This window comes from Bacteroides sp. (assembly GCA_036351255.1).
In the GTDB taxonomy this organism is placed as follows: domain Bacteria; phylum Bacteroidota; class Bacteroidia; order Bacteroidales; family UBA7960; genus UBA7960.
In genome coordinates this window covers 22979-47143 of sequence record JAZBOS010000102.1, presented here as the reverse complement: position 1 = coordinate 47143, position 24165 = coordinate 22979, and the positions used below count along the sequence as shown (strand labels likewise).

Genomic DNA, 24165 nt, shown 5'->3' with positions numbered 1-24165 from the left:
GTTTCTGGTTTCCATAGTTTTCTGTTTCTCTGTTGGTTTACAAAGCCCCGGAGCCATGGCTCAGCAGGCTCAGGATGTGACGATCAGGGGCACCGTGATTGATCTCAGCGATCAAAGTCCCCTTCCCGGTGCCCACGTCACCCTGATTTCGCAGCGCGACACCACGCGCCTGGTACGTGGTATCACCGACCTTAATGGAAAGTTCAGTCTGAGAGCTGTTCGTGGCAATTACTTGTTGCGGGTGAGTTATATGGGTTTTGAAACAGTGGAACAAAACATCCGCGCCAGCGAGGCGGTCAACGAGACAGGGCGCATAGGCCTGGCACAAATCAGCGAGGTGCTGGGCGAAGTAATCATTTCGGGCGTCGCACCTACCACGCACCAGCGGGGTGACACCACAGCCTACAATGCTGCAGCTTTTAAGACCAACCCTGACGCCAATGCTGAAGACCTTATCCGCAAGATGCCCGGCATCACCGTCGAGGCAGGACAGGTGACCGCCCAGGGTGAACAGGTGCAGCGCGTGCTGGTCGATGGCCGCGAGTTCTTTGGCGATGACCCCAACATTGCCCTTCGTAACCTCCCCGCTGAGATGATCGAACAAATTGAAGTCTTCGACCGTCAAAGCGACCAGGCCCAGCTCACTGGCTTCGACGACGGGGAAGCTGAGAAAACCATCAACATCGTCACCCGGCAGGATCGCCGCAACGGACAGTTTGGAAGGGCCTATACCGGCTATGGCGATCAGACCCGCTACCAGGCCGGACTGGTGACCAACATCTTTATGGGCGAGCGCCGCATTTCGATCATGGGGATGAGTAACAACATCAATCAGCAGAATTTCTCCTCCGAAGACCTGTCCAGTTTCTTTGGCAGCTCGGGACGTGGTGGCAGGGGCGGACGGGGCCCGGGCGGCTTCGACCGCAACGAGTTTTTTGTCGGGCAGGTCAGTGGCCTCAACAGTACCAACTCCCTGGGGGTGAATTATTCTGATAACTGGAATGATAAGGCAGAAGTCAGCGGAAGCTACTTCTTCAACCACATGAAAAACAATAATGAAAGCTTCAGCGACCGGCAGTATTTCCTGGGCGATGATGCCTCGCAACTTTACCTGGAAGAGAACCGCTCCGACAGCCGCAATATGAATCATCGCCTGAGCGGAAGAATTGAATATGAGATCAACGAGAACAACACCCTGATCTTTTCGCCGCGCTTTCGTTATCAGGATTCACGGGCCAACAGCTATAACGATGCTTCCAGTTTTCTGCCCGATATGCAATTCCTGAACCAGTCTGTTACCGACTATGAGCGAAACTGGGATGGATATTCCATCAGCAATAACCTGAGCTACCGCCTGCGGCTCAATGAAAACGGCCGTTCCATCTCGTCAAGGGTTAATTTCAATGTCAATAACAACAAGAACCTTTACCTGCTGGATGCCCTCAGTGAATACTACGAAGGCCCCGTGATCGTAGAGGACCTCATCGACCAGCAGAGCGACTCGAAAACCCGTAGCACGGGCGTTTCGGGCAGCCTGAACTATAACGAGCCCATTTCCGAAAAGAGTATGCTACAGGTTTCCTACAACCTTTCTTATTCCGATAACGAATCGAATAAGTTGACAAATAGCTGGGACGTCCAGAGCCAGGGTTACACCTTGTTTGAGAACGAACTGTCGAGCGAGCTGACCAATGGTTACCTGACTAACCGCGGGGAGCTGAGCTACCGTTTCCGCGACGAGAAGTTCAACATCCAGGCCGGGGTATCCTATCAGAATGCCAGCCTGTCGGCCCTTCAAACCACCCCTTATTTTGCCGACCTCAGCCGGACTTACCAAAGCTTGCTGCCCAGCTTCAGGATGACGTATAACCTTTCGAAGACCAGGAACATCCGCATCCAGTATCGTACACGCACCAATGCCCCTTCGGTAAACCAGTTGCAGGATGTGGTGGACAATACCAACCCCCTCTTGCTCAGCACCGGTAATCCCGACCTGGAGCAAACCTACAGCCATTATGCCAACATCCGCTTCAACCTGGCCAACCCGGCCAAGTCGCGCACCTTCCTGCTGTTCCTTTTTGGTAACCTGAGCAACGACTTCGTGGCCACCTCCACCCTCATTGCCCAGACCGATACCATCCTGCCCAACGGGCTGGAATTGCCGCGCGGGGGGCAGTTCAGCCAGCCGGTGAACCTCGACGGCTACGGGAGCATCCGCTCGATGGTGACCTATGGTTTTATGTTCAACCCCATCAAGACCAATATCAACTTCAACGGGGGCGTCGGTTATACCCGGAGCCCCGGCCTGATCAACGGGCAGGAAAACACCGCCAACACCATGAGCCTGTCAGCTGGAGTGGTGTTCAGCAGCAACATCAGCGAGAACCTTGATTTCACCCTCCATTACAGGGGCAATTACAATGTAGTGGAGAATACTCTCAGACCCCAGCTCAACAACAATTACTTCTACCACCTCAGTGGGGCCAAGGTCTCCTGGATCTTCCTGAAACACTGGGTGCTGCGCAACGACCTTTTCAACTATATGTATACCGGTCTGGGTGAGGATTTCAATGAGAATTACTGGCTTTGGAACGTGAACTTCGGGCGCAAATTTCTGGCCAATGATCAGGGCGAGCTGACCCTCGGGGTGAACGACCTGCTCGACCAGAACAAGAGCGTGTCGCGTAACGTCACCAGCAATTACGTGGAGGATGTTCGATCCAATGTCCTCAACCGCTATTTTATGCTCACCTTCACCTATAAGCTGCGCAACTTCGGAGCAGCCCGCTAAAGGGTAGGACGTTTTATCATTTTTAAGCCTTCCAATACCTTGTCATCCTGAGCGAAGCGAAGGATCAAGATTCTTCACTGCGTTCAGAATGCCAGCTCCCTAATGGTTCAGACGTATCAAAGTCGGGGTTTATACGGTTTAAACCGTATAAACCCCGAGGATGGTATGGGCCTGGTAAGAGGCTGGAAGGTCCCTGATTTCTGATGCCTGACATCAAAAACGCGGGTTCAACCCCAAACTCCAAACCTCAAACCTTAAATCCGCTGGTTAGCGGACAAGCTCTTGAACCTTGAACCTTGAATCTTGAACCTTGAACCATCTTACCTTTCCACAACCCGGTTCTTCACATATTTATCCAGCCAGTTAATCCACTCCCAATGCATGTGGAGGACCGATTCGCGGGCTGAATAGCCGTGGCTTTCGTGGGGGAGCATCACCAGACGGACGGTGGCGCCGTGACCGCGCAGGGCGTCGTAATAGCGCTCGCTCTGGATGGGGAAAGTCCCCGAGTTGTTGTCGTCGATGCCGTGGATGAGCAGCATGGGTGCCTTGACCTTGTCGGCATTCATAAAGGGCGACATGGTATTATACACCTCGGGTGACTGCCAGTAGGTGCGTTCCTCGCCCTGGAAGCCGAAGGGGGTAAGGGTGCGGTTGTAGGCGCCGCTGCGGGCGATGCCGGCGGCAAAGAGGTCGCAATGGCTCAGCAGGTTAGCGGTCATAAAGGCTCCATAGGAGTGCCCTGAAACGGCTACGCGATCGGGATCGGTGACGCCCATCTCCACCAGCTTGTTGATGGCGGCTTCAGCATTGGCTACGAGCTGCTCGACAAAGGTGTCGTTGGGTTCTTCATCGCCTTCGCCCACGATGGGGAAGCTGGCGTTGTCGAGCACGGCATAGCCCAGGGTGGCGAGCATTACGGCGGAAGTGGCTCCTACGCGGGTATAGGTGTAGGGCGAACCACTGACCTGTCCTGCTGCGTCGGCGCTTTTAAACTCGCGCGGATAAGCCCATAGCATCGTTGGCAGGGGGGCATCAACGCCCGGCTGGAAGCCGTCAGGCAGGTAGAGCGTTCCCGAAAGGGGAATGCCATCGGCCCGTTCATAATGGACCAGTTCCTTCTGGAGCTCACGCAGTTTGGGCGAAGGATCGGGGAAATGGGTGATCTGTGTGAGGCGGTTTCGCCGCAGGTCGCGCATATAATAATTGGGTTGTACGTCGACCGATTCGCGGCGGGTGATCAGCAGGCCGCGGTCGGCATCCACCAGGCTGACAGGGATTTCATACCATGGCGCCTCGCTCTGCCACAGGCGCTTGGTGAGGCCTGTACGCAGGTCGTATTCATCGAGGAAGGGCTGGTTGCCTTCGGGCGATGCACCCTGGCCGGTCAGATAAAGGAAGCGCTGACGGCGGTCAAATTGCAGGACCCTCCGCCCGTATTCGTTCAGGGTGGTCTCGAAGCGGCCGGGATCGTTGTAGCGGTCTTCCATCGAGCGGTCGAACAGCAGGCTCATCGCCAGGGAAGCGTCGCCCGGATTGAAGGAGCTGAGCTTCATTCTGCGGGTGGCACGCCAGCTTTCGGATACCATTGCGAAGTCGTCGCGTCCCCAGGTGATGCCGCCATAGCGCAGTTCGAGTTGCAGGCTCGGGGTGGGCTCAGCGGTGAAGGGAGCCTCGAGGTAAAAGAGCTGATCGCGGTATTCGGCTTCCACGGCGGGGTCACCACCGTCGAGGGCTTCTACCCACCAGAGCGAAGCGGGTTTGTCGGAACGCCAGGTGTGGCTGCGGGCGCCGGTTCTTACGGAACTGAAGCCCTGGGGCAGGTTGTCCGTCAGGGGCACCTCAACCAACAGGCGGACCAGGCGACCGTTCATATCCAGCAGTTCTATTTTCTGGGGAAAACGATACATAGGCACGATATAGGAGTAGGGTTTCTGTACCGTGGTGGTTAGCAGGTATTGTCCGTCGGGCGAGGGGTTGAAATAATAAATCACTCCGGGCTCGCCGATCTTCTGGCTATTGCCGTCCAGATCGATCTTCACCAGTTGTGAAGTAGCGTAATAGTCGAAAATGGCTTCATCGTAAGGATCTTTCAGGAGGTCCTGAAAGGTCCGCACTGCCGCCCTGCGGCCAATGCTTTCCTGCACCACCGGGCCATCTGCAACAGTGGGACGGGTGGGAGTGGGGCCACGCCCTTCGGGAATGGCTGAATAGACGATGGTCTTGTTGTCGGAAAGCCAGGAGAAGCTGTTCCCCAGCACATCGTTGATCACCTCGCCGGTGAGTTTGCGGGCTGTAGAGGTTTCCACATCAGCTACCCAAAGTTCAATGCCTGTGCCGGTGGTGTGGGTAAAGGCCACCATCTTTCCGTTGGGCGACCAGGAAGTGTTGCTGATCTTGGGGCTTTTGGGCAAGCCTTGAACAGGACGCTCATTGGTGCCGTCGAGGTTCATGAAACGTAGTCCGGTGCCGAACCTTCCGCGGCTTCCACCGTTGGTTACCGGGTTGAACCTGAGGCCGGCCAGACGATATTCAGGGGCGGCCAGGTCTTCAATGCCGGGCAGATCGGGGTTGTCAATCAGCAATACCGTTTGGTTGTCGGGGCTGATCACCATCGAAGGTGTGGAGGGGGCATCCACCAGCTCAATGATCTCCTCAGGAGGAAGCTGATATTGAATCTGGGCGAACGTCATCCCTGACAGGAGCATCAGGGAAAGGGCAAACAGAAATACAAAATTGTTTTTTTTCATTTTAGTTTGTTTGGATGGTTGAATTTTAACACGCCAAAATAATAAGAAAAAGCTTACCCGCAAGGGCTTTCGGCGCTTTTGTTATTTGCTTCGGTCAAAGAGGGGTTTTAAAAGCCAAACCCACAGGGAGGCAATGATAAAACTGATGATCGAGCCCCAGGCAAGTCCGATTCGCGGAAACAACAAGCCGGTAAAATGGCCGTAAATGATGATGTTGGTAGATGCAAGGAGCATGATCTTTCCGAGGGCGCGCGCAAAGGCGGGGCCTGCCGAGAGGGTGAGGATGACCATAGAAGATAACATCACGGCGGGGAAGGTGGAAAAGATGCCGGTCCAGAATGCCGACCCGCTGCGGCCGATGAGCACGGCGGTACCCACGACCGATCCGGCAAAGGCGGCCCGGATCAATACCTGCCACCAGGTATAGCGCCTGCCCGTTTTGGGAGCTGACTGGATCTTCAGGACCCTTTCAGCGATGAGCCAGCTGCCGATGGCTACTGCAAAATAGATGAGCGTCCAGGTGAGCCTGCCGGTGTCCTGGAAAAAGGAGGAAAGGATGGCAAAGCCCACCCAGGTCGTGATGCTTCCTGCCAGGGCCCAGCCCAGCCCCAGGGGGATCAGCAGGATAAAGGCAAACAGGAAAAGCGTGCTGATGGTCATCCCCAGCGGGACGGTCACTGTGGCTTGGGCGGCAAATTCAGGACTTTGGGTGATGCCGATAAACAGCAGCGACACCAGGATGGTGCTGGGCAGGTTGCTGATCATCCCGCCCAGGCGCGAGCCCAGGCGTTCGGACAGAAGCGTGACCCCGCCGATCCACAGACCAGCTATCACCACCGACAAGATAAGTTGCTGGAGAAAAAGTGCGCCCATCTTATTGACTTTGCTGGGGCAAATATAGAGGGAATTTATTTTCCGCTCAGGTTTTTTTATACGCGCGGAATTTCTTATTTTGCAGCGCAATCAGCCCGATGATCAGCCGTCATCACAGATGGCTGGGAAACATACCTAATGGAGCATCTTACAAAATAAAATAAGCATATAAACACCAAAAAAACATTGACGCATTATGAAAGATACGCCAGTTCCATATGAGAAGGTACAGGAAGAAGTAAAGCGAATGGGCCTTCCCAGCGTAGGGAAGGCCTCTATCCGTGAGATCAAGCGGCTGATTGACAACATTGAGCAAGCCACCGGCATTCGTTATGTCAGGATGGAGATGGGCATCCCCGGGCTGCCTCCCACCCAGATCGGTGTGGAGGCCGAGATCGAGGCGCTGCGCCGGGGCGTGGCCGCCATTTATCCTGACATCGATGGTATTAAGCCCTTGAAAAACGAAATCTCACGTTTCGTGAAAATGTTTATGGATGTTGACGTGGATCCCCGCGGCTGCATCCCCACGGTGGGCTCGATGCAGGGGAGCTTTGCCGCCTTCACCACCATTAGCAGGATGTATAAGGAGAAGGACACCATCCTGTTCATCGACCCGGGCTTCCCGGTACATTATCAGCAGTGCAAGGTGCAGGGCATCCCCATCGACCGCTTCGATGTTTACGACTTCCGGGGCGAGAAACTTCGTGAGAAGCTGGAAGAGAAGCTTTCGAAAGGAAATATCGCCGGGATGCTTTATTCCAATCCCAACAACCCGTCGTGGATTTGTTTTAATGACCACGAATTGCAGATCATCGGCGAGTTGGCCACCAAATACAATGTGGTGGTGATGGAGGACCTGGCTTATTTTGCGATGGATTTCCGCCAGGACTATTCCAAGCCCGGGGTGCCGCCCTACCAGCCCACGGTGGCAAAATATACGGGCAACTACATCCTGTTCATCTCGAGTTCAAAAGCCTTCAGCTATGCCGGTCAGCGCATCGGGATGATGGTGGTGAGTGACCATCTGTTCGAGAGCCAGGCGCCCGACCTTTGCCGCTATTACAACTCGAGCAAGTTTGGCAATGCGATGATCTTTGGCACGGTCTATGCCCTGAGCTCAGGTACCTCTCACTCGGCCCAGTATGCCCTGGCTGCCATCCTGAAAGCAGCCAACGACGGGACGTTTAACTTTATCGATGTGGTGAAGGACTATGGCGAGAAGGCCAAAGCGATGAAGAAACTCTTCACCGAAAACGGCTTCCACATCGTTTACGACAAGGATGAGGACAAGCCCCTGGCAGACGGCTTCTATTTCACCATTGCCTATCCTGGCTTCCAGGGCGCAGAGCTCATCGAAGAGCTGGTTTATTACGGCATCAGTGCCATCTCACTGGCCATCACCGGCAGCGAACGCCTCGAAGGCCTCCGCGCCTGCGTATCGCTGGTGCAGCGTGAGCAGTTTCCGGATCTCGAAGAACGGCTGAAAAAGTTTAAGGCAGACCACCCGGTTTAATGGCATGGGGCATGGAGCATGGAGCAGACCCGAAACCTTAAACCTTAAACCTTAAACCTTAAACCTTAAACCTTAAACTTTGAACCCCTAACCTTCTTCCTTTTTTTTCAGGAATTATTTGGCGTGAATGATGTTTTGACTATCTTTGCACTCTCAAAAAAAAACGATCTTTCTATTTCTTGCGTTTTCAAAAAAGAAAGATTCAGCACAGGACACGGAGAGGTGGGTGAGTGGCTGAAACCAGCAGTTTGCTAAACTGCCGTAGGGGTAACCCTACCGGGGGTTCGAATCCCCCTCTCTCCGCTCTTTTTTCCATACGATTTTCGGGGTGTAGCGTAGTCCGGTTAGCGCGCCTGCTTTGGGAGCAGGAGGTCGGAGGTTCGAATCCTCTCACCCCGACAGAAATAAAAAAATACTACTGTATATCAATAGATTGCAGTAGTATTTTTTTTAATATCAGGCACTTTCCCTTAATTTTGTATAATCCTCAGCAAGGCGGGAATCGTTTTTCTGCTCACTTAAGATTATGATGGCACATTCAAACGGACATGCGGATGAAAGGAATGGAGGCTACCGAAAGGCTTTTGCGCTGGGCATTGGATTAAATGTGAGCTTCATTGCGGTTGAAGTCATATTCGGTATAATGGCCAATTCCTCGGCCCTGCTGGCGGATGCCGGACATAATGCCAGTGATGTGCTTGGGCTGGTGTTTGCCTGGACGGCCATATGGCTGGCTTCCATAAAACCCAGGGGCAAATATACCTATGGGCTTCGGAAAACCACCATTCTTGTTTCCATGCTGAATGCCTTGTTGCTGTTTGGCGCTGTAGGATTCATTGCCTGGGATGCCATTGGTAAATTCAGAAGTCCCGAACCTGTTGCCGGCAGCCAGGTGATGGTGGTGGCAGCCATTGGGGTAGTGATCAATACCCTTACAGCCTTGCTGTTCATGAAAGGCCAGAAAGCAGACCTGAACATCAGGGGGGCTTTCCTTCATATGGCCGCTGATGCCGGTGTATCGCTGGGGGTTGTCGTGGCCGGCTTGTTGATCAAGCTGACCGGCAAGCAATGGATTGACCCGGTAACAAGTTTCTTCATCATTGCTGTCATCGTTTGGGGCACCTGGCGTTTGTTCACCGAATCGCTGGATCTGGCCCTGGATGCCGTGCCCAAACACATTGAGCTTGATAAAGTCAGGGAATTCCTGCTGGCGCAAAAAGGCGTGGAGAGTGTTCACGACCTGCATATCTGGGCCATGAGCACCACCAAGGTGGCCTTAACGGCTCATTTAATCATTCCCGACGGGAGTGATGACCATTTTATTTCCAACCTGCAGCATGCACTTGACCATCAATTTGGCATAAACCATACCACGCTTCAGATAGAAAATAAGCAGATTGAAGAAGGGTGTAAGACAGATTGTTAGAACTGTTTTTTTCTTCAAGGAGAATAATTTTTCAATCCTTATACTTTCATACCAATTTATTCGCTTCCCCATTCCTAAAATATTTGGAGATGCGTTTTTTTTCGTAAATTTCCGTTTTAAATTTATGTTTAAAAAAACTGCCCGGGAATGACTTATCTTTTCGTGAAAGGAAGGGAGGTAAGAGGCACGAGAATGTCTGGCTAAATAAGGCTTTGATACCGGCGGGTTCTTTGTTGCACGTTAAGCCTGGTGCACCCGGGAATTTTTTGAATGGTGCAAAAGTGAAAGCCGAAAAACTAAAGAGTAGGCACCATTAAAAACATTATGTGATGAAAAAGTTGTTGGTCCTGGTTTTAATGCTTGGGCTGCTGCCCGTTACCTCCGGATTTGCACAAACCACTAAGGGAAACACCCTGCTGGGCGTTTCTTCGCAGTTTAGTCTTCTTCCCTTGGAAGAAGGGATATCCATGTCTGGTCTTTTGGGCATTGGGTTTGGCAATTTTAAAGTTAAATCAGATGGTGGAGAGGAAAATGACAATGAAACGAAACTAAGAAGTTTCAATTCCTCACCCAGGCTTGGATTTTTTGTTGTCGATAATCTTGCCCTGGGGGCTGATCTCAATTTTTCCAGTGTAAAAATGAAGAACTCTTTTGACGAATACGAATACGAAGGCGAAAGTGAAAACACTATGTCGCTGTTCGGTTTCGGGCCGTTTGCAAGGTTTTATTTCCCTACCGGAAAAATGTTTCCATTTATTGAAGCAGGTGCCCTGTTCGGGCAGGTTAAAAACAAATACAAATGGGAAAGTAACTGGGGTGATGGTGAAGAGGAAGAAAAAATAGGTGTCAGTGGTTTTAACGCGGGTGCCGGGGTTGGATTTCCTCTGGGTGAAAAGGCCGTCCTGGATCTGGCCCTGGGTTACCAGTCAATGGCTTTCAAGGGCAAGGAAGACAACCCGGATAACGAAAGGACCATCGTGGGGACCTTTGGATTAAAAGTTGGCATCGTGGTTATCCTTGGGAAGAAATGAGGCGGTTCATCATTCTGCTGGTGGGGTTGCTGCTGTTTGCCTGCATGCCTCTGAGAACCGGGAGCAATTACCAGGGGGTGCACCACAAAATTCCCTTGTATTCAATGGAAGGGTTGGGGAAAACGTATGCCAATTATCTGGAGAAGGCGGATGGGAAAGCCGCTGCTGAGCTTACGGGGGCTTTTCAGAAGATCATTCAGAGCCAGACCGGCGTCCTGGGCAGAGTGCCCCCGGGCATTTATGCCGATTACGGGGTGCTGATGATGGGCCAGGGAAATGAGGCTGCGGTCAGAACCCTGATGGAGAACGAAATGGGTCTTTATCCAGAGGCCCGGACCTACATCCGGCAATTATTAAAACCCATTGAAGAATGAGAACAAATCTATTTTCTGCGCTTGCGGGTTTTTTTCTGGCGGCCTGTACTGTTCAGCCCCCGGTACCGTTACCCGACAGACATGCCACCTATCCTGAGCTTTTTGAAGAAAACCCAACGACCATCGTAGTGCTGCCGCCCGCCAACTTCACCAATTATCCGGAAGCCACCCATGCCTTTTATACCACCCTCTTTGCCCCCCTGATCAATGCAGGCTATTATGTCATCCCGCCCCTGGCGACGATGCAGATCCTCAGGCAGGAACAGCTCGACACTGTTGACCTCTCAGAGCGGTCCGCCGAGATGAGAGAACTTTTTGGGGCCGACCTGGTGGTGCATACCTACATTCAGCAGTGGGGAAAATCGTTCGGGCTGGATACGGGCGAGATCGTGGTGGAAGCAGAGTACTTTATCGTTTCAGCCGAAACCGGCAGCACGTTGTTTTACCGCAAGACGATGGGCTACTGCCAGGTGACGGCCGAGGTGGAGGGGAGTTGGGTCCTCACTTTGGCCGCATCGACGCTGCGTACCGCCGCCATCAGTCCTGAAAGGATCGCTGCCCTGTGCAGTGAAAGCACCTTTTTCGACCTGCCTTTGGGCCCTTACAGCCCGCAATACCGCACTGACCAGAATATGAAGGCAGGCCCTGCGGAAATGTTGCTGCGATGGGGAGAATAATTCACTAGTTTTTTCTTGAGGGTGATATATTGTTTAAGGTTCAAGGTTTAAGGTTTAAGGTTCTGGATCAACCCCAATAAAACCGGACAATTTTCCTTGGTTGTTAATCAGGTTACCTCCTTTGAACCAGCAGTTTCCGTGGGCTATTTTTTTTGAAAGAAAACAAAATCCCCCTGACCAGATATTACGGCCAGGGGGTTGATTTTATGCTGGTAAGGACTAAAGGACCTTATTGGATGATGAGGCGGTGGACGATGACTTGTCCGTAGGTGTATAGGTGCAGGAAGTAGTATCCTGAGGGCAGGCCTTCGACGGAAAGAGTGGAGGCAGGGCTGTCCCAACTGCGGACGAGGACACCCTGGAGCTGACGCAGCTCAGCTTTTTGTATGGTCTGGCCTTCGATCCTTACATAGGATGATGCGGGATTGGGGTAGATGCGGAATCCCTGAAGTTCGGTAATGCCAACGGTGCTGGTGATGGTCACCGGGATGGTGAGATCCTGTCCGTCAACAACCACATCGCCTGTGGCAGTGGTGAAGTCTGTGGCCGTGACTTCAAAGGGATAAGTGCCATTGGTGAGGGCGATGAAAGCCTCTCCATTGGCATCTGTGGTAAGGGTTTGTCCTGAAATGTCGATACTTGCTCCTTCGACCGGGTCTGTTCCATCGGTCACCTCAAAAGTGACGGTATAGGTGATCTCACTCATCTGGATGGGGATTTGGATAGCTTCCGTGCCCAGGGTGAAGGAGCCGCTGAAGTCTTCATAGCCTTCGAGGGAGGCGGTGAAGGTGTATTCGCCCTGCATAGTGATGAGATCGGCCAGGCCTTCCACATCGGTGCTCAGGAGTGTTTCCAGGCCATCCACGGCTATGCTGACGCCTTCGAGGGGGGTGGTTTCGCTGTCAGTGGCCTCAAAGGTGGCCTTTTGTGCAGCGGGCCAATAGTAGACCAGTCCGAGGGTGCTTATATCCGGCTGGTGGGTGATGACGGTTTCGATGCTTGCCTCATCCTGGACTGCCACATCCCAAAGGTTGCCCATGGCATACTGGGTCACCGGCCCATTGTTGTAGAGGTCGTAGGTAACGCCCCCGTTGCCGTTGCCGCTGAACACGTTGAGGCCAGGGTTGTAATCCTCGGGGTCATTGTTGCCCATATTCACCACGGGGTAGCCGATGATTGTGATGCCCCAGAGGTTGCCGGTGATGATGTTGCCGGTGACCATGGCATGCTGATAGGTAGAAGCAGATGAACCGGTGAAGTTAAGGCCGCTGCCCCCCAGGTTGGGTTCGTTCTGGATGTTATTGTCGATCACAGTGTTGTAGCGTATCCAGGCGTTCATTCCTGAGCCGGTGAGGGCGATGCCATAGCGGTTGGCTTCTACGTAGTTGGAGTCGATCACCACATCGCCTTCCACCCCCAGCAGGGAGGAATAGGCGATGCCACCCGAAGAGGTATTGCCATTACCGATGACGGTGTTGCCGACAATGTAACTGGTATTGCCAGGTCCGGAAGGTCCCAGGTTGATCTGTGGGCGGTTAGAGTTCTCAGCTGTATTGCCAAAGAGGTAGTTGTTGCGGAAGATGATGGGGCTACTGGTGTTAGAGGCTGTGCCAATAGCAGCGCGCTGGTTTTCGTATATCTCGCTGTTGATAATGGTTGCTGGTCCCGTGATGTCGAGTGCACCGCTGGAAGTAAAGGAAGCACCTGACTGGTAGTAGTTGTAGCGCAGGGTGCAGGCGTCCATATAGAAGTTGCCTCCGTTGCCTACTTTCAGTCCACCGCCATATTCAAAAATGGCGTTGCGCAGGTAGGTATAGTGGCCTTCGTAAAATCGGATGCCACGCCATTTATCCGTTGCTTGGTGATCAAAGGCTGAGAAGACCATTTGATCAGGCGCATCCACGATCAGCGTTCCATAAGACTCAATATAAGAAAGACCCATAAAAAGCAGGACTCCGTCAGAGAGGATTTCAAGGGTGTCGTTGGCGCTGATCACAACGCTGCCGCCCATTACATAGTTGGCGCCGATCAGTGAAATGATCCCTTCAGAATTCGCAGCAAGGGTTTCCAGGTCCCATTTTACACCCGTACCAGGGGTGACATACTGGGATTGTGCTACCAGGGCTGAAAAAATGAAAAACAAGGGTAAAAGTCTTTTCATGATAAAAAATTTGAATGATAATTAGGGGTAAAATGGGTAGGTTTTAAATTCCTTCTAGAAATGTAAAGTTAGTCATTGTTTTCCAGATTAAAAAGAAAAGAAAGGTGGGAAATGCAGTCTGGAAGCCTGTTTGCGGGTAACTTCCAGCTCATAAACATCGGCTGGTTTAGGTGGTTCGCAGATCAGAGCTGGTCTTATGCTCCAAAGCGGAACAGCAGGGAAAGGATTCGGGGAATGTTTCCCTGGTCGTTTTCATCGAAATATTCCCGGATATCCAAAATGGAAAAGCCATGGGATTTGGCAACCTGTGTGAAATCGGAGATGTTGTGAGTAAAGCAGCTAAGCACCGTTGTGCCTTTGGTGTTTTCAAAACGTGCCTTTGAGCCGGTGTACTGCTTGAAGGGATGGAGCTCGCCAAGGTAAAGGAAGCCATTGGGTTTCATTCTCAGGCTGGCCTCGCTGAAAACGTGGTTCAAGTCTTCAATGTGTTCGAGGACCAGGCTGAAGGTGATCAGGTCAAAGGCCTGGGTAGCGATATTCCAGGGTTTGGCGATATCAGCCTGGATGAAGTTCACGGGCTGCTCTCTGAGTTTCTCCCTTGCGATGGCCAGCATTTCCTTAGAAAAGTCCACCGCCACGACCCTTGATGCCCGGGAGAGCAGGAAGCGGGTGTTCTTGCCGGTTCCGCATCCCAGTTCGAGGCAAGAATCAAACTTTAGCTTTCCGATGGCATTGCTCAAGGCAAAGGCTTCCAGATCGCGGGTTTTGTTTTCGCTGCTGTCGTATTGCCAGGCCCAGGCATTATAGTCCTCTTGTACAGGCATATTGTCAAGAAGGCTTTTCTTTCTTTTTTAACCATTCACGGTAGCGGTCGTCGTTCTGATACCAGAGGATGATGGAGAAAAGGGATCCTGACACGAAACTGCCAGCCAGCACAGGCCAGGTGTTTCGCCAGATATTGATGTCAGGGTTTCCGCATAATTTGATCAGCAGGCTCAGGATGGTCACCCCCAGGGCGAAAAGCAATCCGGAGGTGATGCAAAACAGGAATATGGGCTTATTTTTCCACCAGGCCCATTTATGGATGTTTTGTTTGCTGTATAAAATCATAATGTCATGTTTTTTATTGAATGTCATGAAGATTGCGGAAAAACATGCTTTTTATTTCTGACATTTCAGTCATTTTTCGTGACATTACCTGACAAAAAAGCCCTGTCATTGTTTCAGGATTTTTTTTGTCACGAAAAACCTGTGTTCAAAGATCAGGGTGATAAAATACAATCCGGGGTTCCCTTCCAGCGGCAGTGTCTGAAGGTTATTTCCTGCAGCCTGATTTGTAAAGAAGCCTTTTTTGATGATCCTGCCATCGGTGTTTGTGATAAAATATTCAGTTGAAACGGGGGAGGGCAGTTCATAACGGATGTTCACCTGGTCTTTTGCTGGCTGAGGAAACACTTCCACCTCATACGGGTTTTGCCCGTTAACGGGAAAAACCCCGGTGGCGGAATCCCTGATCAGCCATACTTCAAATATGGAATAATCGGCTTCGGTTTCCCCGGTCTGGTTAAAGCTAAATGGGTTTGCTGAGGAGCTGAAGATGCCGCCCACCACGTGGCCGAGCAGAATGGTGTCGGCCTTGATCTCGCTTAATTTGATCACTTCATTGGGGAAGTGGGGCAGCTCACGGTTGGGGATAAATTCAGCGCTGGCGCCCTGAAAAAAAGGCATATCAAAGGGGAAGCGGAACTCGTGCCAGGTGCCGTTGGATAAACGGGTAAGTCGGCTAATGGTTTGCACAAAAGGCACCAGGTCATCCTGCATCATTTCGTCGCCTTCGTAATAATACTGGCTGATTCCCCCAAAGAATAAGGAATGCATTTGATTCTGCTGGCTGTCGTGTAAACTAACCTTGGCTCCGTGGTAGTTGCTCAGGTATTGGTTAAAGCTGGTAATGGGTGTATAACCATCTTTCCTGATTTCAACAGGGTAGAGGAAGGGCAGGTCGAAATTCAACTGGAAGACTCCGGAGGAGATGGTGTAACCCAGGGTGCCATCTTCAAAAACCTGGGGCAGCAGGTTGTAATCCCTCCGCCTCAAATGAACAGGATCTGTAATGGCTTCGTAATGACTGAAAACGGGTGAGCTGCCGCTATTATCGATGGTGAACTTGCGGATCTGGTTGGTGTATTCCTGAATAAAGGTCGGGTTGTTCATGGGGTTGTATCTACCATCGAAACGCTGGCCGCCCACAAGGTAAAAAGTATCGTCAATTTTCCCGAGCTGGCCGCCCGTCACGGCAAAGACCTCGTCACTGGTTTGTTTGAAAAAGCCCTGGATGGGTTCGTCGTTTATGATGGCATTGATTAGCCCTGAGACTTCCACAGTGGTTAAGTCAGGGAATGTAATGTGATCGCCGGCGCTTTCAGCATAGGCATAACCGCCGATGAGGTAAAGGGTATCGACATCCTGGAAGAAGTTCATATTCGTTGATTGCAACTGTTCACGCAGGCCGATGGACAAGGTGTTAACGGAGGCAGACCAGGTTTCAAGGCTAACCACATCAATCACCAGCAAATCGGTGTTGTTAGCCTGTGCCGGAAAGCTTGCCCAGGGCTGGCGGGCATGGATGCCTTCACTTCTCCCACCAATCAGCAGCCATTTACCGTTGTGCTGGCCAAAGGCGTAAGAATGCAAACCCGAAAAATCTGGCACATCGACAGGCACTAGACTGAGGGAATAATCGAAATCGCTTTGGCCGGAGATCCCGCAGCTGAACAGCAACGCAAGGAGAAAATACAGTAGTTTTTGTTTCATGTCAGCTTAGATCAGCCTAAAAAGTCAAATTCATTTGGTTTCTGTCAGCCCAAAAGAAACCCCAGATCCAGTTCTTCCATTTTTTCTTTTCCCGGGGATGCAGTATCCGTATTCCAGCCGCGCTGGGTGTAGTATTCATCGAGCATTTTGTTAAAAGCTTCGCGATCCACGGTCATCCCGTTGGAAGGTCCGCTGGTAGGGGCGTCCTCGAAGAAACGGTCGGGGATCCAGTCGTCGTGCCGAGAGAAGCCTTCCCTATGGTTGAAATGGCGTTCGAGGTTGATAATGCGTTCGCCGGCTCTTTCAAATGACTCTGCAGTCCAGTCGATGCCGGTGATGGCATTCATAAAATGATGGAAGGCCAGATCTTCGCGGAACCAGCTGCTGGCGAAGCTGCAGGCGCCGATGGAGTCGCGAAGGGCCAGTTGGTTCTGAGCAGAGGCATTTCCACCGTGCATGTGACAAGCCCCCCGGTTACAGGTGGCGTAGGAGATACCAAACCAGCCGGGGTTCTTATGTACGTTCCAGGCAGCCAGCTCGTGACCTTTCACGTGGATGGCAAACTTCTCAGAATCTTTTCCGATAATGCCTGCAAGGTGTTTGACCCCTTTCGAGGCATCCTTGCCGATGCCTTCCATTTTGCCCATCCGGTGGATCATTTGAATGGCAGCATCTGCATTGCCCCAGTTCAATTCAATGCCTTCAAGGAAATTCTTGTCGATAAGATTTTTCTCATAGGCTTCTGTCAGGAAACCGATGGCGTTGCCCACCGAGATAATATCCATTCCATAGTCGTCGGTAATGCCGATGGCGTAATTGAGGGCGTTGAGGTCATCTATCAGGAGATTTGCGCCCAGCATGGTGCCGGTTTCGTATTCGGGGCTGTCGTGGACCAGTCCTCCATATGCGCCTTTGGCGTTGCCGCTTTTCTTACAGGCAAGGGGGCAGCAGTAACAGGAAAAATTACGTTTCCACACCTGCTCGCGAGCTGTTTTGGCACCAATTTTGTGGATGTGTTCGAAGGAACCTTCCTGGTAATTTTTTACAGCCTGGGTGCCATTTTCGCTCGATGAGGTCAAGGCCCCTGCAGTGCCTTCCTCCCTCCAGTTGTCGCGCCTTTCGGTGTTCTCGGCAAAGGCTCTTCTGGATTTCTGCAGTAGTTCCTGAAAGCGTTTCTGGTCTGCGATATTTGGCATACCGGTTCCCCTGACAGCGATAGCTTTAAGGTTTTTGGATCCCATCACACAGCCGGTGCCTCCCCGGCCTGCAGCACGGGCAGCGGTGTTGATGATGCAGGCCATGGGGTTGAGCTGCTCGCCGGCGGGACCTATGTAACAGGTGCGAAAGCGACGGTCGCCAAGGTGCTCAATGAATTTTTTGTCGAATGTATCGGTGCCCATTCCCCAGAATTCAGTGGCATCGCGGATTTCTACCTTGTCGTTGTTGATGTAAAGGTAAACCGGATGATCGGCTTTACCCTGGATAATAATGCCATCGTATCCTGCAAAGCGGATCTCGGGACCAATGAAGCCACCCATACTTGAGTAACTGATGGAGGATGCGTTGGGGTGGGGTGACTGGATGGGGGAGGTGCGGGGTGATTTGCAGATTACAGTGGTGCGTGAAGAAGAGGGTATGGGCAGGCCAGAAAAGGGTCCGGGCATGATCATCAGGGGATTGACCGGATCGAGGGGGTCGATGCCTGGTTCCGGGAGTCTGTCCCACAGGATCTTCATCCCCAAGCCTCTTCCGCCCACAAAGAGCCTGAGGTCTTCCTCGGGGACCTGGAAACGGTTTATCTGGCGGGTGGAGAGATTAACATCCAGTAAAATTCCGAAATATCCTTGGGTGCTCATAAGTTCTTTGATTAGTTTGATGAATGAAAAGGGGACATTGAAACATCCGGCGAAATCGTTCTACAAGTCCATATCGTAGAACTGCTTGATGAGGATGCGTGCAATGGCATCTGGCGGTAAGCCCCTGAAATTCTGGTTGCCGGTGTATTCAACATACTGAAGGGCATCGAATGGGCAATGTTTCACGCATTGGGGATCGCCGTTACACAAATTGCACATGCCGAAAGGCCTGCGATTGGCACTCATCTGGATAACGCCGGTACGCTGCGAACGGCAGGCCCTGGCACAGCGTCCGCAGCCGATGCAGATTCCTGGGTTGTTGCGCACGGTTCGGGTCAGCGGGTCATGATACATGGCTTTACGTCCGGTTACCGCATCGGGTTCAACGGGACAGGCTTCGATGCAGGGGGCGTCGTCACAAAGCGCGCAAACCATGGGGATGTCGACGTCGGGATTGAACCAATGGACTTTGATGTTTGACAACCAGGGATTACCCAGTCCCAGAACGGTTTCGCCATCTAAATCTAAGGGGTGGTTAAAGGCTGAGCATACGGTTTCGCAGGTTCGACACCCGGTACATTTGGTGAAGTCGACCACAATGCCTTTGATCACGTTGGACGTGGCACCCTGGAGGCGGAAAACCACCCCGAAGTTGCCCAGCAGCACCAGGCCGCCTGTTCCAAAGGCCATTTTTCTAATAAAATCACGCCTGGTTTGGGTTTCCTTGATTTCATTCATTTTCTGGCGATTTTAAGGATGATGGGAAATGACCACCATTGGGAGTTAGGGTGCAAGAGGAAGGAGCGTTTTCAGCAACTCCCGATGGTAAATTTAAACAATTCATTGGAACCCTGAAAATATGCCTGTGGATTTCTTTGCCAATGAAAGGAGGCTTATGAACAAGCTTTTCATTAGCGTGTTTAATTTATAAGACGTTTTTATAAACTTAAAGGATATGAGTCGCATAATAACCCTGTTGCTGATGATGAGCATTCCCTTGTTCGTTCATTGTCAGCAACCAAACCGAACGAATGATATGACCGTTAAGATAAAAGACAATGACCCCGGGAGCTATGATGTAAAGCGAACGGAAGCGGAATGGAAAGCACTGCTGGGCCCCGATTCGTATTATATCCTCCGGAATGCAGGCACTGAGAGGCCCTTTACGGGGGAATATTTCGACAATAAGCAAGCCGGCATTTATTATTCGGCAGCCACCGGACAACCCTTGTTTATTTCGGATACCAAATACGATTCTGGCTGCGGCTGGCCCAGTTTCTTTGAGCCGATAGTTCCCGGTGCCGTGTTTTATCGTACCGACCGTTCTCACGGTATGATACGCACCGAAGTGGTCGATTCGCGCAGCGGGTCACACCTGGGGCACCTCTTTAACGACGGACCGCCTCCTACCGGGTTGCGCTATTGCATGAACAGCGGGGCAATGATCTTTGTTGGCATTGAAGAAGAACCTCCAGCACTGGTAAAAGAATATATGGCCTCGCTTGCCTCCGAGGAGGAGAAGAAAGCGGTGGATGCCTTTATTAAGAGAGGTGAGAAGTGAGAAGTGAGAAATTAATATCTCACCTTTAGCCGTTCACTTTTTGGGCTGGTGTTGCTCAGGCGGTCCACGGCGATGATGCTAAGGTCAAAACGGGTGCGCTGAAAGAAGGGGCGACGGGGTAGGGTCAAATTTTTCTCGCCGGTTATGAACCATACCGGACCACATGCCTGGCCTTTTTTGGTGAGGGGCTCCAGATAGATCACGTATCGCTGGCTTTCATTCAACAAATCTTCTTCTTGCTGAGTAAACCAATTCAGATTGCGTCTTTGTCGCTGTATGTTGAAAACGGGCAGGGGAGGCAGGGTATCGATCCATTGCATACCGGGTGTCAGGGCTTGTCTGCAATAGAAATCGCTGTGGATGCTGTCGCCTACCCCCAATAAGTCGCTGCGGCTGAAATGCTTCTGGCTGAAGAAAACACTGCCCAGAGTAGATTTAAGGCTTCGGGTCAGGCGAATCTGATCGGGGATCTCGGAGGCATTTTCCCAATAGGGTACGGCAGGGTTGATCTTATAGAGGGCGTGGCCGATGTAAAGATGGCGGTTATGGATGGTCTGATCCCACCAGTGGATTAGCTTGGTGAAATTGGCAGGAACATCCTGCGTGGTCCAGTAAATCTGGGGTAAAACATAGTCAACCCAGCCCTGGTGCTCCCACAAAAGGATATCAGCATACAGGTCGTCGTAGCATTCAACCCCTGCACGGGTGTCTGATCCCTTGGGATCACTGGCCTTGTTACGCCATACCCCAAATGGGCTGACGCCGAATTTTACCCAAGGCTTCAGATGTTTTATGGTGTCGTTGAGTGAACGGATTACCTGGCTCACATTCCCCCGGCGCCAGTCACCCCGTTTTTCGGGAATATCTGATCCATATTGTCTGAAGGATAGGGTATCGGGGAAATCAATCCCTGCAATTGGATAGGGATAGAAATAATCGTCGAAATGAATGCCATCAATATCATATCTTGAAACCATGTCGGCTACTACCAGTTGTAAATGCCTGCGCACTTCAGGGATTCCCGGATCAAAATAGTAGCGCTCGCCATATTGCAGCAGCCATTCGGGATGCTGATTGAAGACATGGGAGGGGTGAAGATATTCTCCGGGACTAAAGGTGGCACGAAAGGGATTGAGCCAGGCATGCAGTTCAAGGCCCCGTTTATGGGCTTCGGTAATCCAGAATGCCAGAGGATCGTAAAAGGGTTGTGGTGCATTCCCTTGCTTGCCGGTCAGGAAACGTGACCAGGGCTCAAGAGAAGAGGCGAAAAAGGCATCAGCGGCGGGGCGCACCTGGAAAAAAATGGCATTCATTCCAAGGGCCTGTTGCTGATCAAGAATGGCAAGGGCTTCTTTTTGCTGGGTCTCAACATCCAGTCCGGGTTTGGATGGCCAGTCGATATTGGCTACGGTGGCTACCCACACGCCGCGCATCTCCCTTGGAATAAGTTGTGCCTGGACAGCCTGGTTGTTAACGAAAAACGACAGGAGCAGAAAGGCTGCCCCAATGAATAGCCTCTTGAGGTGCATTGTTTTTTTCTCGAAAATAATGTTTTTTTCTGAACGGGTTTGGAGAAATGATATGATTGTGAGCCTTAAGATGCATTCTATTCGGTTTCCTGTCCGAAAAAAACAAGAAATTGTGTAATTTTGCAGACGATTTCAAAGTTATTTTGGGTTCCGTAGCTCAGTTGGATAGAGCAACAGCCTTCTAAGCTGTGGGTCGCAGGTTCGAATCCTGCCGGAATCGCCAGAAAAGCCGCATTTTGCGGCTTTTTTTGTTTCCCGTTTGTTCCATTACGAACAAGGCATGTCCGTATGCGTACAGGATTTTTTTCCCTGAAAAGTCTTACTGGTTTGTTTATCAGCGACATGCTATTCATGGTATTTAATTTGTTAGATCCTTATCCAATAATAAAACCATTGGATATGGTCAGGTATTATTTTTCCATGGCGTTGCGTAACTTGAAAAAACGACCGGGCTTTAGCCTTGTTAACATTCTTGGTCTTTCATTGGGTATTGCAGCCTGCCTGATGATCACCCATTACGTTAGGTTTCACCAGAGTTTTGACAAACAATCGGAAGAAAGCCACCGCACATACCGGATACAGTACTCCCGTTGGTCAGAGACGGGCGACTTGGTGCAGTTTGGCTCCGCTTCCCCGACAATAGGCCCTGCCATGAAAGCTCGGATCCCGGAGGTAGAGACTTACGGAAGGATGTATCGCGTCGATGGGGTTTTTTTCTATGAGGATCGATTCTTTGAAGAAGAGCAGGTGTTCTGGGGCGAATCTACCTTGTTTGACTTGCTGGGCCTGGATATCCTTCAGGGGGATGCCCAGACCTGTCTCGATGAGCCTAACAGGGTGGCTATTTCTGTCTCAACAGCACGAAAATATTTTGGGGATGCCGATCCCCTTGGAAAGGTGCTTAGCAGAAATAAAAGAGAATTGTATGAGGTGACCGGGGTTTTTGCCGATATGCCGGAAAATATGCACTTCAGGGCAGATATATTCCTGTCGATGAGCACTTGGGCTAAGCAGGTCCCAGATTTGTTTTCCAGCGGATGGTTTAACAGTGGGTTTTACACCTATGTCCTGCTGCAAGAGGGGACTGACCCCAAAGCAGTCGATAAGGCCATTGAAGAATACATGGAAGCGGAGTTTGGAGAGACCCTCAGACATTACCAGATGGGGATGTCATTTAAACTGCAACCTCTTGAAACCATACACCTCGGGTCGCATTTCATGCATGAACTCCAGGTGAACGCTGACCGAAAATCCATTGAACTCCTGGCTGTTGTGGCTTGGTTTATTCTGATCATTGCCTGGGTCAACTTTTTTAACCTGACCACCATCAGTTCCATCAGGCGGTTGCGCGAGATCGGTCTGCGTAAGGTAAACGGGGCATCGCGCAGGCAATTATTGGGTCAATTTCTGACCGAATCGGCTTTAATTAATTTATTGGCTTTGGTTGGGGCACTGGTGATTTTTGAGATTACTTCCCCACTGTTTAAGCAGCTTGCCGGGCTTCCCCAAGATCAAAAGATCTGGCAGTTTCCCTGGTTCTGGACTATCATAATTATTGCATTTCTTGGGGGTACCTTTTCAGCAGGAATTTATTCAGTTACCAGCATAGCTTCAAATAAACTGATGCAGATATTAAAGGGTAACCGTTCAGCTGCCTCTGGGCAAAATATTACCCGAAAATTGCTTGTGACCCTGCAATTCGTCATAGCCCTTGCCTTGCTGTCAGCCACCATGGGCGTTTACCGGCAGTATCTCTTTATGTCGAAACGTGATTTGGGCTTCCAGATCGATGGTATGATGGTGGTAAAAGCTCCTGTGGTTGGCGATAAGACGCTGGTGCAGAAATTCAGCTTATTTAATCAGGAGGTGGAAATGATTACGGGTGTCCAAGGGGCCTGCTTTTCTTCGATCATTCCCGGTAAACCCAATATGTTCAACCGCGGCGGAATCCATCGCTTCGGAGATGACCCCAACAATAGCAAGAACTTTCGGGTAACGGAAACCGATCATCGATATTTTGACACTTATAAGATCCGGTTTCTGGTTGGGGAAGGATTTACAGGAAATGACTCCATTGATAAGGGACGGGTTGTACTCAACCAATATGGAGCCTTATGGCTTGGTTTCAGCTCGCCTGAAGAAGCCGTGGGTCAAAAGCTGGTCCTTGAGGGGCAGCCTTTCCTGATCTCAGGCGTAGTGATCGACTTTTTTCAATTGAGTCCCAAGGAAACCATTGAACCTCAGTTGTTTCGGTTGCCGGTCCGCAATCAGGGTTATCTGACCGTTAATATCGGGCACAATTTACCAGCAGAGGCTATTCCTTGGATTCAGGTTCTATTTCAGTCCTTTTTTCCCGATAATCCCTTTGAGTATTTTTTCCTGGATGAATATTACCACCTGCAGTTCTCACAAGAGAAGCGTTTTGGTATGGTGTTTGCCCTGTTTTCCGTGCTGGTGATCCTTATCAGTGTGCTCGGCTTGATGGCCTTGTCGGCTTATTCTGCCGAGCAGCGGAAAAAAGAAATTGGAATCCGCAAGGTGCTTGGGGCATCCAATCCACAGGTCTTCAAAATGTTATTCCACGATTATTTGCTGCTCTGGTTCATAGCAGGCTTACTTGCAATCCCAATAACCTATTACCTTTTGGATAAGTGGCTGGATCATTTTGCCCTGCAATCCAGCCTTTCCTGGTGGATCTTTTTTATTCCCTTGATAACGGTACTGTTCATTGCCTTGTCCACGGTGTGGAGCCAATCAAGGAACTATGTAGCGCAGAATCCGGTGGAGAATATTAAGTATGAATGAAAAT

At 51.1% G+C, this 24165-nt stretch carries 17 protein-coding genes and 3 tRNA genes; 11 read left to right on the top strand and 9 right to left on the bottom strand.

Features of this window, described 5'->3' with window-relative positions; genetic code table 11:
- Window positions 1-55 precede the first annotated feature (55 nt).
- Window positions 56-2791 carry a TonB-dependent receptor gene (locus tag V2I46_10145; protein MEE4177858.1) on the top strand — a complete coding sequence of 912 codons (2736 nt, stop codon included), beginning with the start codon at window positions 56-58 and terminating at the stop codon, window positions 2789-2791.
- A gap of 320 nt (window positions 2792-3111) precedes the next feature.
- Here V2I46_10145 and V2I46_10140 read toward each other — a convergent pair whose 3' ends face one another.
- Together V2I46_10140 and V2I46_10135 are read right to left on the bottom strand one after the other, a co-directional pair.
- On the bottom strand, window positions 3112-5541 hold the full coding sequence (locus tag V2I46_10140) for a prolyl oligopeptidase family serine peptidase (protein MEE4177857.1): 2430 nt from the start codon (window positions 5539-5541) through the stop codon (window positions 3112-3114).
- An 81-nt stretch (window positions 5542-5622) separates the two neighbouring features.
- Window positions 5623-6414: a hypothetical protein gene (locus tag V2I46_10135; GenBank protein MEE4177856.1), complete on the bottom strand. Its 792-nt coding sequence runs from the start codon at window positions 6412-6414 to the stop codon at window positions 5623-5625.
- Window positions 6415-6610: 196 nt separating this feature from the next.
- On the opposite strand from V2I46_10135, the gene V2I46_10130 reads away from it, so the two are divergent.
- From V2I46_10130 to V2I46_10100, 7 genes are all read left to right on the top strand, one after another.
- Window positions 6611-7927: a pyridoxal phosphate-dependent aminotransferase gene (locus V2I46_10130; GenBank protein MEE4177855.1), complete on the top strand. Its 1317-nt coding sequence runs from the start codon at window positions 6611-6613 to the stop codon at window positions 7925-7927.
- Between the two features lie 216 nt (window positions 7928-8143).
- Window positions 8144-8230: transfer RNA gene (locus tag V2I46_10125), tRNA-Ser, on the top strand.
- Between the two features lie 21 nt (window positions 8231-8251).
- Window positions 8252-8326, top strand: a tRNA-Pro gene (locus V2I46_10120).
- A 127-nt stretch (window positions 8327-8453) separates the two neighbouring features.
- Window positions 8454-9353: a cation diffusion facilitator family transporter gene (locus V2I46_10115; GenBank protein ID MEE4177854.1), complete on the top strand. Its 900-nt coding sequence runs from the start codon at window positions 8454-8456 to the stop codon at window positions 9351-9353.
- 329 nt (window positions 9354-9682) lie between these two features.
- Complete coding sequence (locus V2I46_10110) at window positions 9683-10384, top strand: outer membrane beta-barrel protein (protein ID MEE4177853.1); 702 nt, start codon at window positions 9683-9685, stop codon at window positions 10382-10384.
- Window positions 10381-10758: a DUF4810 domain-containing protein gene (locus V2I46_10105; protein ID MEE4177852.1), complete on the top strand. Its 378-nt coding sequence runs from the start codon at window positions 10381-10383 to the stop codon at window positions 10756-10758. The genes V2I46_10110 and V2I46_10105 overlap by 4 nt, the downstream gene beginning before the upstream one ends.
- The gene (locus V2I46_10100; protein MEE4177851.1) at window positions 10755-11435 is read left to right on the top strand and encodes a GNA1162 family protein; all 681 of its coding nucleotides are present in this window, start codon (window positions 10755-10757) and stop codon (window positions 11433-11435) included. Before V2I46_10105 ends, V2I46_10100 begins: the two co-directional genes overlap by 4 nt.
- Window positions 11436-11664: 229 nt before the next feature.
- On the opposite strand, the gene V2I46_10095 is transcribed toward V2I46_10100, so the two are convergent.
- The 6 genes from V2I46_10095 to V2I46_10070 all read right to left on the bottom strand — a co-directional run bounded on the left by V2I46_10095 (window position 11665) and on the right by V2I46_10070 (window position 19004).
- Complete coding sequence (locus tag V2I46_10095; GenBank protein ID MEE4177850.1) at window positions 11665-13596, bottom strand: T9SS type A sorting domain-containing protein; 1932 nt, start codon at window positions 13594-13596, stop codon at window positions 11665-11667.
- A 194-nt stretch (window positions 13597-13790) separates the two neighbouring features.
- Window positions 13791-14420 carry a methyltransferase domain-containing protein gene (locus V2I46_10090; GenBank protein ID MEE4177849.1) on the bottom strand — a complete coding sequence of 210 codons (630 nt, stop codon included), beginning with the start codon at window positions 14418-14420 and terminating at the stop codon, window positions 13791-13793.
- Window positions 14421-14424: 4 nt separating this feature from the next.
- Window positions 14425-14706, bottom strand: a complete 282-nt coding sequence (locus tag V2I46_10085; protein MEE4177848.1) for a hypothetical protein — start codon at window positions 14704-14706, stop codon at window positions 14425-14427.
- A 105-nt stretch (window positions 14707-14811) separates the two neighbouring features.
- A complete protein-coding gene (locus tag V2I46_10080) occupies window positions 14812-16410 on the bottom strand; it encodes a T9SS type A sorting domain-containing protein (protein MEE4177847.1) in 1599 nt (532 codons plus the stop codon).
- Window positions 16411-16454: 44 nt separating this feature from the next.
- Entirely contained in the window at window positions 16455-18266 is a 1812-nt protein-coding gene (locus V2I46_10075; GenBank protein MEE4177846.1) for an aldehyde ferredoxin oxidoreductase family protein, read from the bottom strand.
- A gap of 60 nt (window positions 18267-18326) precedes the next feature.
- Entirely contained in the window at window positions 18327-19004 is a 678-nt protein-coding gene (locus V2I46_10070; protein ID MEE4177845.1) for a 4Fe-4S dicluster domain-containing protein, read from the bottom strand.
- Window positions 19005-19221: 217 nt separating this feature from the next.
- Between V2I46_10070 and msrB the strand changes: the two genes are divergently transcribed.
- Window positions 19222-19827, top strand: coding sequence for a peptide-methionine (R)-S-oxide reductase MsrB (gene msrB, locus V2I46_10065; protein ID MEE4177844.1), 606 nt, complete (start codon window positions 19222-19224; stop codon window positions 19825-19827).
- Between the two features lie 11 nt (window positions 19828-19838).
- Here msrB and V2I46_10060 read toward each other — a convergent pair whose 3' ends face one another.
- A complete protein-coding gene (locus V2I46_10060; protein ID MEE4177843.1) occupies window positions 19839-21356 on the bottom strand; it encodes a family 10 glycosylhydrolase in 1518 nt (505 codons plus the stop codon).
- 146 nt (window positions 21357-21502) lie between these two features.
- Here V2I46_10060 and V2I46_10055 point away from each other — a divergent pair.
- Window positions 21503-21579, top strand: a tRNA-Arg gene (locus V2I46_10055).
- A 176-nt stretch (window positions 21580-21755) separates the two neighbouring features.
- The gene (locus V2I46_10050; GenBank protein MEE4177842.1) at window positions 21756-24161 is read left to right on the top strand and encodes an FtsX-like permease family protein; all 2406 of its coding nucleotides are present in this window, start codon (window positions 21756-21758) and stop codon (window positions 24159-24161) included.
- Window positions 24162-24165: the final 4 nt, after the last annotated feature.

Coding starts and splice junctions, on each gene's coding strand:
- V2I46_10105 (MEE4177852.1), top strand. CDS start 10,381: ATGAGGCGGTTCATCATTCTGCTGGTGGGGTTGCTGCTGTTTGCCTGC.
- V2I46_10115 (MEE4177854.1), top strand. CDS start 8,454: ATGATGGCACATTCAAACGGACATGCGGATGAAAGGAATGGAGGCTAC.
- V2I46_10085 (MEE4177848.1), bottom strand. CDS start 14,706: ATGATTTTATACAGCAAACAAAACATCCATAAATGGGCCTGGTGGAAA.
- V2I46_10140 (MEE4177857.1), bottom strand. CDS start 5,541: ATGAAAAAAAACAATTTTGTATTTCTGTTTGCCCTTTCCCTGATGCTC.
- V2I46_10145 (MEE4177858.1), top strand. CDS start 56: ATGGCTCAGCAGGCTCAGGATGTGACGATCAGGGGCACCGTGATTGAT.
- V2I46_10090 (MEE4177849.1), bottom strand. CDS start 14,420: ATGCCTGTACAAGAGGACTATAATGCCTGGGCCTGGCAATACGACAGC.
- V2I46_10050 (MEE4177842.1), top strand. CDS start 21,756: ATGGTCAGGTATTATTTTTCCATGGCGTTGCGTAACTTGAAAAAACGA.
- V2I46_10070 (MEE4177845.1), bottom strand. CDS start 19,004: ATGAATGAAATCAAGGAAACCCAAACCAGGCGTGATTTTATTAGAAAA.
- msrB (MEE4177844.1), top strand. CDS start 19,222: ATGAGTCGCATAATAACCCTGTTGCTGATGATGAGCATTCCCTTGTTC.
- V2I46_10095 (MEE4177850.1), bottom strand. CDS start 13,596: ATGAAAAGACTTTTACCCTTGTTTTTCATTTTTTCAGCCCTGGTAGCA.
- V2I46_10075 (MEE4177846.1), bottom strand. CDS start 18,266: ATGAGCACCCAAGGATATTTCGGAATTTTACTGGATGTTAATCTCTCC.
- V2I46_10100 (MEE4177851.1), top strand. CDS start 10,755: ATGAGAACAAATCTATTTTCTGCGCTTGCGGGTTTTTTTCTGGCGGCC.
- V2I46_10135 (MEE4177856.1), bottom strand. CDS start 6,414: ATGGGCGCACTTTTTCTCCAGCAACTTATCTTGTCGGTGGTGATAGCT.
- V2I46_10110 (MEE4177853.1), top strand. CDS start 9,683: ATGAAAAAGTTGTTGGTCCTGGTTTTAATGCTTGGGCTGCTGCCCGTT.
- V2I46_10130 (MEE4177855.1), top strand. CDS start 6,611: ATGAAAGATACGCCAGTTCCATATGAGAAGGTACAGGAAGAAGTAAAG.
- V2I46_10080 (MEE4177847.1), bottom strand. CDS start 16,410: ATGAAACAAAAACTACTGTATTTTCTCCTTGCGTTGCTGTTCAGCTGC.
- V2I46_10060 (MEE4177843.1), bottom strand. CDS start 21,356: ATGCACCTCAAGAGGCTATTCATTGGGGCAGCCTTTCTGCTCCTGTCG.